The sequence below is a fragment of the Pseudobutyrivibrio sp. AR14 genome (assembly GCF_900101325.1).
In the GTDB taxonomy this organism is placed as follows: Bacteria; Bacillota; Clostridia; order Lachnospirales; family Lachnospiraceae; genus Pseudobutyrivibrio.
The window spans coordinates 1-8,364 of record NZ_FMUY01000026.1 but is presented as its reverse complement, the minus strand read 5'-3'; the positions used below and the strand labels follow the sequence as shown (position 1 = coordinate 8,364).

The 8,364-nt window shown below is 32.4% G+C and carries 7 protein-coding genes; all 7 read left to right on the top strand.

The features are described from left to right. The first annotated feature begins 231 nt into the window (after positions 1-231). On the top strand, positions 232-3,249 hold the full coding sequence (locus BLP50_RS13815; protein ID WP_090155795.1) for a hypothetical protein: 3,018 nt from the start codon (positions 232-234) through the stop codon (positions 3,247-3,249). 1 nt (position 3,250) lies between these two features. After that, positions 3,251-4,180, top strand: a complete 930-nt coding sequence (locus tag BLP50_RS13810; protein WP_176753790.1) for a leucine-rich repeat domain-containing protein — start codon at positions 3,251-3,253, stop codon at positions 4,178-4,180. A gap of 199 nt (positions 4,181-4,379) precedes the next feature. Next, positions 4,380-5,837 carry a 3'-5' exonuclease family protein gene (locus BLP50_RS13805; RefSeq protein ID WP_090155791.1) on the top strand — a complete coding sequence of 486 codons (1,458 nt, stop codon included), beginning with the start codon at positions 4,380-4,382 and terminating at the stop codon, positions 5,835-5,837. A 68-nt stretch (positions 5,838-5,905) separates the two neighbouring features. Continuing rightward, a complete protein-coding gene (locus BLP50_RS13800) occupies positions 5,906-6,853 on the top strand; it encodes a hypothetical protein (protein ID WP_090155789.1) in 948 nt (315 codons plus the stop codon). Positions 6,854-6,890: 37 nt separating this feature from the next. Continuing rightward, positions 6,891-7,193 carry a hypothetical protein gene (locus BLP50_RS13795; protein ID WP_090155787.1) on the top strand — a complete coding sequence of 101 codons (303 nt, stop codon included), beginning with the start codon at positions 6,891-6,893 and terminating at the stop codon, positions 7,191-7,193. Positions 7,194-7,228: 35 nt separating this feature from the next. Next, entirely contained in the window at positions 7,229-7,654 is a 426-nt protein-coding gene (locus BLP50_RS13790; RefSeq protein ID WP_090155785.1) for a hypothetical protein, read from the top strand. Between the two features lie 6 nt (positions 7,655-7,660). Further along, the gene (locus tag BLP50_RS13785; RefSeq protein ID WP_090155784.1) at positions 7,661-7,909 is read left to right on the top strand and encodes an EsaB/YukD family protein; all 249 of its coding nucleotides are present in this window, start codon (positions 7,661-7,663) and stop codon (positions 7,907-7,909) included. Positions 7,910-8,364: the final 455 nt, after the last annotated feature.

Sequence of the window (8,364 nt, the reverse complement as noted above, 5' to 3'; positions counted from 1 at the left end):
GATAGCTTAGAGGGATATGCACAGCAGATTAATGCCGTAGGTCTTTCAATTCAGTCAAGTGCTAACAACATGAATGCAGCAGCACAGCAGGCTGGTGATAATATCTACGCATAAGATATGGCTTTTGAGTTCATTCTGCCAAGATAACTTGGCAGAATGATTTCTGCTATGTGAAAAATGCTTTTTTTATATAGCAGAGATAAAAGAGTGTTATAAAAGGGGACGAAAATAATGGCAATACATAATGGAAAATTCTTTGATGTTGAAGTAACTCGAGCATTTTTTACTGATTTAGCTGATGGATATAATGAATTTAATCGTAATGCGAAGATTCATAGAGGAACACTGGAAGATTTTGTAAATACAGATGCATGGCAAGGTAAGGATGCTGAAAATGCAAAAAAACTTATGAAGGCAAATAAAATAACACTTCTTAATGAGGTGTTGGATCTTCAAGCCGAGGCAACTAAATTATCAGAGCATATATTAGATAAGTTTAGAATAGAAGTTGATAATGCCCCTGATGCAAGAATTGAATATGATACACTTTGGCAGATAAATGATGACTATAAGAATCTATATTTTGATTATATGGATATTCACAACGATGTTGAAAGTATAGCATCAGATTCACAGCTAAGATTTTCTAGATACGGCAACATAAGAATACCTGAGTCTACAAATTGTGAAAAAGCATTCGCAAAGTTGTGTGGCTCTGATGATGATAATGCTGGATTTATTTATGAATGTATTCAAAAATTAATTAGATTTGATTCTGAAACAGAAGCATTAATTAATGATGTAGCTTTAGGCTCAAAAGCTGAATTTCTTTTAAACAGGATGCGCACGAAAGGTTCCGCTGTAAATGTAGGAAGATTATCTTCAAAAAGTGATTTTGCATCTGGTTTTGATATTTCTGATGTCAGATTTGGAAGAAGAATTGTATCTGCAAGATTTAATGGACGATTTTTACGTAATAGATTTAAAGACGTGATTTATATCGATGATGAACAAGTACCATTGCGTGGAGGTAAGCGTTTTAGCAAAAGCCTCCGAGGAATGTTTACTAAGTCTGCAACAAAATCAACAAGCAAAACTAAATCGAAAGCGAAGACTAGTACAAAAGCCACTAAACAAACACAGGTGCAGTCTGTAGATTATTCTGTATATGAGACAGGAGTGAATGCTGTAGATGCGTACATTCCTCAGGTTATTTCTGATTTAGAGAGTGCGAATAATGATGAGCTGATGAGGGATTACTGGGCTACTGCTGATGAGAACAAAAGGAAGGCTATAGCTGCAGTTTTTAATTATGATATGGCTTTTATAGATGGTCATCTTAGTAATGCGAAGTGCGAGAAACAAGAGATTCATGTTAATAGTATTTTTAAAATGATGGTAAATAGTCCAGAAAGCCAATATATGGAAGGCAATAATGGAGGATATGTTTATGAAAAAGATGGTGCAGGAAGGAAATATCCTACAAGCACGTATTATTTTAATACTGCTTACATGAATGAATTAAAAGAAAAATGTGGCAGTCAAAATGCTAAAAAATATATAGATTTGTTGATTCCTCTTACAAAGAAAGGGGATTGTCCTGGATATTATGATATCGATGTTAAATTGGCAGGAGCTGCTGTGTCAATTAATATAACTAGTACAAATGGTTCAGTAAAAGAGGTGTTTTATCAACCTGATGATAGAATTAGATGGGCTGTAGATTATTGGGAAAAAAGAGGAGATTACAACTATACTAAGGAGATAATTCCAGAATTAAATGTTATTGAATTGTATAAACGAGCTAAAAGTGGAGATGATGCACGGTTTATTGATAAACTTTTAAGAGCGGATAGAGAATATACTGATGTTTTTACTGGAAGTACAACTCATATAAATGGAGATATAGCGGAATTTGTTGGAGATTATATGATTGCATTAGCTGATGAGAAGTATAACAGTGAAAGATATAAGGAATATGTAGCATTTGTTGATTCTGCTCTTAATGCAGCATACAAACACGATGGCGTTTATATATCTAGAAGAGACGAAAATTTAGATTTTCTTTTGCTTGCAAGTGGGATGGCTGCAGATTTTTTTAGAGGGCTTGCATGGACTGTTGATTTAAATGATGTTAACTCATGTGCGAATCTTAAACAGAAAATTGAAATAGCGAATCAGAATGAAATGCTGATATTTGGATTAAAGACATGGAATGAGAAAGCAGGTACCAATAAAAAAATTACAGGAATAAATTTTGCAGAGGATAAGAATGAGTCATTTGATTTTCAGAATAAGGGAAAAGTAATAATTGAATATACTGATTATGGTATGCAAGATTCTTTAACAGGATATAATGTTCCTGCTGCACAAGTTGATTATACTGCGAGAGATTCATTTACGGTGTATGAATACGCAGGTTTGCCAGCTGTTAATTCATATTGTACGGATAAATATAAGAGAGAGAAAGAGCGACGATTAAATGCTGAGAAAAAAATTCTATTAGACACTACTGTAAGTATTATGGGAATAGTATTTCCAGAGTTGAAAACTACATTTAATGCATTAAAGAAAATATCAAATCAATTAGCTTCGGGTAATTACACAGGTGCATTTTTGGCACCAATATGCAATGAGCAAAGTGACGCATCTGATTTAAACAAATATTCGGCATCAATGTTTGATTTTGTTACAGCATGCGATTCGGAAAGCAGTAAGCATTCGGAAGAAATTGCAGGAATAAATGATTTGGAGAAGCTTTCAACTTTTTACTCAAGATTAACTATAGATACACCGAATGATAATGGAATAGACTCCTACAAGACGTTGTTAAATTTTGATGCAATTAAGCTTATTAGAACGTGGGATATGTATGGTATATCATGTTTATATAGTTATGAGGATGAAGATGGAAATCATAATAGGTCAAATGATATAGAAAATGGATATTATGATTATTTTTGTAATGACAAAGATACCTTGATTAAGGATGCACTGAAAAAATGTAGTTCTACGAGTGAAGAAATTGAGAAAGCGGTTAACACAATAATTTTTGGAGCAGCAAAGACAGGTACGACAACGCAAAGATATGAAACAATAAATGATATCCCTATTGATGTATTATCTGCATGTTTAAATATGCTTGATGGTGTTGCGCCAAGAGATAGACAAGGAGAAACTATAGAAAATGTACAAGATATATCCCAAGTTCTTGGCAATACTCCGGGATTTAATATGGGGGAGGATTAGGATGATTAAGACATCAAAGAAACAAAAGATTTTTATTGTATTATTTATACTGATAACTGTGATATGCCTTTTGTTTATAAAGATACTGTCAATTGGGTTTTGGCATGATGATTATCATTACAGATTTAGCCTTGAAGAAACTAGGATAGTTATTGATGGATATCATGGTGAAGATGAATATGTAGAAATACCGACACATTTAGGCCCATTTAAAGTGAGTTTAACGAGTGGAGTGTATGATAATAATTCAATTATAAAAAAGATTTTTGTTCCCATGGGTTTGTCGGAGGGATACGTATTTAATAATTGTTCAAATTTACATGAAGTAGAATTTGAACAGGGTATTACTTCAATTAATACTAGATTTAAAAAGTGTTATAATTTAGAGAAAGTTATTATACCTGAATCAGTAACAGAAATAGGTGTGTATGCATTTGCGTCTTGTAAAAATGTAAGTGATGTAAAGATACCAACATCAGTTAAATATATAGGATTAGATGCATTTTATAATACGAATTTTGAAGCACAACATGCTGATAATAAGTATTACATAGTGGGAGATGGAATTTTACTTTTTTATAATGGGCCACAGGATTGCATTGTTATTCCTAAAGGGATAAGACAATGTAACCACTTATATTTTGAAGATAAAGAAACTTGTTATGTATATTATCCAGAAACAGTTACGGATGCATATTTATATATACCGAAGAATGTTGTTGCGTATTTTGGAGACGAGGCAATAAACTTTAGGGCTATAGATGACTATCAATATTCTGCAGGATTGTTTGTGGCTCCAGCAGGTTCATATGTAGAAGAATACTGTAAAGAGAATAATCTGAAATTCAGACCAATGACTGAAGAAGAGGAAAAAGAGTGGCGAGAGAAGACTGAAGCTGCGGCTTCGGAGATAACTTATCAGGAAGAATAGATATAAGCAATATTGAGTACTTTGAATATGATTGTAGATGAAAATCTTGATGGAAGTCTAGCTGGTTATGGTATAGATGGGAATGGAATGTACCAACTCGGAAATTTGCATGAGTACCGATTATTATGTTGAATTAATAAAGAAAAGCTATTTTTCCACTTATTGTCCTAGCAATAGATTAATAAATGGAGGTAGCTAGGTGACGAAAAGAAAATCGATTATCTTATTAATAATTGTCGTATTGATTATTATATCTATGGGGATTGTTATAAGAATCAATTTATCAACTGAAAAACAAAAGAACGTAGATGATAATAGCGAATTATTCTACGTAAAAGAAACAGATTCTAACACATCATTTGATGAAAAAAAGCTTAAATCGGCTACTGTATACTATAATTCAATTACAAATAGTAAAGTGAGTCTACAAGATATTGAAGACGCATATACTCAAAAAAATGATTTATATAATGATTATTTGAAAGTCTATAACGAATATTATGTAGAAGCAGTTAGAGATTCTTTAGATTTAATCGCGAGACGTGAGTATGATTGCTTTTTCTATTCGGAATTAACAGAAGAGCAACAAGGTAAAATTGATAATATTTTTTATGCCGAGCAGGATCTTGTTAACGCTTACTATAATGATGATTCTATAATGCTTTGCGATTTGAAAAATAGTCAACAGCTGGAATTCTACAATGAATATAAAAATCCTGATTATGTAATAAATGATGAAAATATGGAAGTGAGTGGCATTAATAAAATGTTGTTAGAGTATCCTAATTTCCATGAAGAGTATGCAGATTTTAGCGATGAAAAAATACTTCGACTATTCCATGGTCGCGAAAAAAACGGGTCATTAGAGTTTGATGAAGATGAGTTGGCAAAATTTGCATTTTACTATAATTTATTAACTGAGTCAGATGTGTCGGTAGAGAATCTTGAGACTGCATGCAAAGAAAAGAATGATTTATGTTACGATTATTTAGGATATGAATATTGGTTCCTCGATGGACTAGAAAAGTCGTTAAAAATGATATCTTTTTACGAGAATCAAACAGCCGATTATGATATTAGCGATATACGTCATTTAGAAAAAATCTATTTATGTTTGCAAGAAATAGTAAATGATTACTATGGTGATTCAAGAATTATGTTTTATGAATTAAGTGCTGATAAGAGGGAGGAATTGTGTAAAGCGTATGTGGATCCGACTTATTTAATGAATGAATCAATAATGGGTAATGCTTCTCAAATTATTGGTGGGACAAAAATAAGCGGTCATGGGCTTATAACTTATAAAAGTGGAAATAACGTAATAATAAGGCATAAACGAAAAAATGGTGAAATCCTAATAGTTGAAGGTAAGTATAAGGATATTGAAGGATTGAGTGTAGGTGATTATGTAGAATATTCTTTTCATGATAACTGTAACTACTCAACTAATAAATATAATGGTGTACAATTTGAAGAAATAGAGAGTCAGGATAAACCAAAGAATTTTAACGAAGAATCTTATTATGCACCTGAACAAGCTGCAAAGAAGAATCGTATGATAGATATAGGTGCGCTAATATTTGGGAGTGCTTGTATAGTGGCAATGGTTGTATATTTCAGAAAAATTAATAATCAAATTGAAGAAGGAAATAAGTAAAATATAATGGACCACTAACCCCGTCCCCATGGTTCATTCCCATGGTTCATTATAGAGGTATAGATTTTATGAATAGAAAACTTATAGTTGGATTACTTATTGTGATGATTGTTATTGGAGGTTGTTGTTTTTTCTACAGTAGAAACAATAAAAAAGAAGTATATCAAAAAGAATATTTACATCGATTTTTTGCGCATAAAGAAGGGGATGATGTTATATTTTACGAGCCTGGATTGTTGATGTATTTATCTGGTTATAACTTATATACAAACTCTGATGCTTCCTTGGAAGAGTTGGAAGAGTCATATTATAGCAGAAACGAGTTATTTGATAATTACATTTCTGTTTTTGCTTTGATCAAGCCCGATAATATAAAAGAAACATTTTCTGATATTTCAGAGCGCGAATTAGGAAAATCATATTTTGATATTTCTCTAGATGAAGCGAAAAAAATAAATGATATATTTCTTGAACAGCAGAGTTTAGTGACTGATTATTATGGAGATTCAAGGATACTTTTATATAATTTGTCGGATGAGCAGCGGGAAGAATTCTATAAAAAATATGAAGATTCGTCTTATGTTATTGAGGATTCTGTGATGGAGACAACGGAACCATATACAGGACTTAAGCACTACGAGCTACAGGGTGTTGTTAAAGAGATAAATGGAAATGAGGTAGTAATAAGAGTTTTAGATGGGAAAAGAATTTGCCAGTATAGTGGAATATATGATGATATTTCATTTGATATACAGGATTATGTAGCGTTTGATTTTTATTTTTTTAAAACTGGAATCGAAAAAAAGACTGAAAGCGAATGGACAGGTGTTGAGTTTGAGAACATAAAAAAAATCGACAAGCCAAAAAAATTTGATATAGATGCGTATTATGCTGATGAATATAAAATGAAAAGGGAGCGTATTATAAAGCTTTTAATAGTGGCGTTTCTTTGTTGTGGCATAATTGCATCAATGGTTTATTTTTCAAAACTTGAGAAAAGGATTAATATCAAATAACAGAAGAAAAATTAGGTAAATATAAGGAATATTATTTATGAAATTGAGTAATGATATGTCATTAATTGATAATAAAAGGATGGATAAAGTCCTTGACAATATGTTTGATACGGCGGCAAATTTAGAGATTCCTGATGAAGTATTTAGGAATGAATTTGACAGTATTGGAACTGAGGCTATGATCAGATTTGCAGAAGAAATTCATATGGTCCATGAGATGTCCAATACCATGCAACCACATATGAATGGGGATATAGTTCCTGCTTTAAGAATGGCGCAGAACAATCTTGGTAGAGCAGATAGAAATTCCTCTTTGAGCATTAATGCTAAATATGTATAAATTGGAAATTTTGGATATGATGAGGTGAGAAAATAATGAGCGAAAAATCTGATTTGTTTGCCAGGATTGGACAGTGCGAGCAAGAGATAGCAAGGATAAGAGCAGACATAGAGAGCATGAAGGCTTATAAATCTGAAGTGATAGCGGATATTGATAAGTGCACAATTAAGATGGATTATTCTAATGGTTACGATATGACAGTAGATAATACTTGGAGAAAACAATTATGTAATCAAGCTATTGACTTACAAGTTGTTGTAAATCAAGAATTACAAAATTCAATCGATGACTATGAAGGGCTGGTTAATGATTTTGTTGCATGTATTAATAATGCTTTGAGAATGATAGGAGAGCTTGAGGCTGAAATTACTAGATGTCGTGCTCGAATAGCTCAAATCGAAGAAGAAGAGCGTCGTGCTGCTGAGGATAGAAGGAAACATCCGGAAAGATATAGGTGTTAGTAAACTATGAATGAAAAAGTGGTAATGATTTTCCATTTAGGAGAAAAATCTGTAGATATCGAAGCACCGCTTGATATTACAGCAAATGAATTTGTTCTTGGAATAAATACTGGATTTAATCTAGGATTAGATTTAAATAATCCAGATGAGAATTTCTTACGAGCAGAGAATCCGGTTGCATTAGTTAAGGGAGAAAAGACCTTGGCAGAACTGGGGCTTAGAAATGGAACATCAATTTTCGCTCCGCAGCGATAAAATAATATTAAGTGCAACGTAAAGCCTGGCTTTCATTATAGGCAAGAAGTGAATGTGCTATGACTATTATTATAAGTTAGAAAAGATCCCTGGTTAGGAAAAACTAGGGGTCTTTTTTAGTTGGCTCTATTTAGAGTATTAAAATAATAAAATAAGGGTATAAAAATAAAAATAATTGTTGACATGCGAATTGAAATGCGCGACAATATAAATGTGTAAAAAGTGTGAAGTCTAAATACTGCTAATTGCAATATCTTAGCATTCAAAGATATTAGAGTAATTGGGCTGGTTGCGGTATTCATATCTGAAAAGATGTGCTTAGAGCATAGACGGAACTAAAATACATTTTACATTAAGAACGGCGTATTTAATAAGGTACGTACAACAATAATCAACTCAGCAAAGGAGAGTAAACATGAGTGAAAAATTATCAGCACAAGACGGAGTTGTTGCCA